This window comes from Vibrio sp. 661 (assembly GCF_033339315.1).
Classification (GTDB): Bacteria; Pseudomonadota; Gammaproteobacteria; order Enterobacterales; family Vibrionaceae; genus Vibrio; species Vibrio alginolyticus.
In genome coordinates, this window is sequence record NZ_JAWOUJ010000149.1 from 1 (window position 1) to 1,012 (window position 1,012).

At 51.9% G+C, this 1,012-nt stretch carries 1 protein-coding gene; it reads left to right on the forward strand.

Annotated features, from left to right (window positions below; translation table 11 throughout):
* A partial coding sequence (locus tag R7P69_RS25330; protein ID WP_318121851.1) for a methyl-accepting chemotaxis protein occupies window positions 1-958 on the forward strand: 958 nt, incomplete at its 5' end.
* Window positions 959-1,012 lie beyond the last annotated feature (54 nt).

Below are 1,012 nucleotides of genomic sequence, written 5' to 3' on the forward strand. Positions count from 1 at the left end.
TAAAGACGCAGCACAAGGCGAGGGCGACCTAACTTACCGCATTGAGGTGAAAGGCAAGGACGAAACCGCGCAGTTGGCGCACTGGTTTAATACCTTCCTCGCTCGCATTCAGGAAATGCTTTTAACCGTAATGGCGACGGCAGACCAAGTTGATAAAAACGCAAGTGAAGGCCAAGCTCGCGCGGCGGCTTCGAGAGATCAACTGAACGTTCAAGTAAACGAAGTCAACTCGCTAGCAACGGCGATTAATGAGATGAGCGCAACCGCACAAGAAGTGGCAAATTCTGCGGTACAAGCAGCAGCGGCGGCAAGCCAAGTTCAAAGCAATAGTGCGAATGGCATGTCGCGTATGGACAATGCTGCAAGCGCGGTGGATAACCTCGCTTCGCAAGTGAATGATGCACAGCACCAGACGCAGAATTTGGTGGCTTCAAGCACGGCTATTCAGGGTATTCTGAGTGAGATTGGTGGCATTGCCGATCAAACCAACTTGTTGGCTCTAAACGCTGCGATTGAAGCTGCGCGAGCTGGCGATCAAGGGCGTGGATTCGCGGTAGTAGCAGATGAAGTCCGCAAGCTTGCAAGCCGCACTCAAGACAGTACGGGCGATATCCATAAAATGATTGAGCAACTAAAATCTGGCTCAGATGCCGCAGTACGTGCGATGGAATCAAGCCAAGCGCGCGGTGAAGCAACGGTAGAAGAGGCGCGCGCCGCCTCGGTTGCGTTGCAAGACATTCAAGCAGCGATTGCCAACATTATGGACATGAACACGCTGATCGCCACTGCAACCGAAGAACAGAGCCAAGTGGGACAAGAAATCTCTCAACGTGTTGAGGTCATTTCGCAGCAAAGTAGTCAATCGGCAAGCCTTGCCAACCAAAACCGCTCGGGAAGCCAAAACCTCAATCACAAAGCCAACGAGCTCTACGACTTGGTTGGTCGTTTCACGGTTTAATCCAACAGGCTAACCGACAAATAACAACAGCGACGCCATGACGTCGCTGTTTTT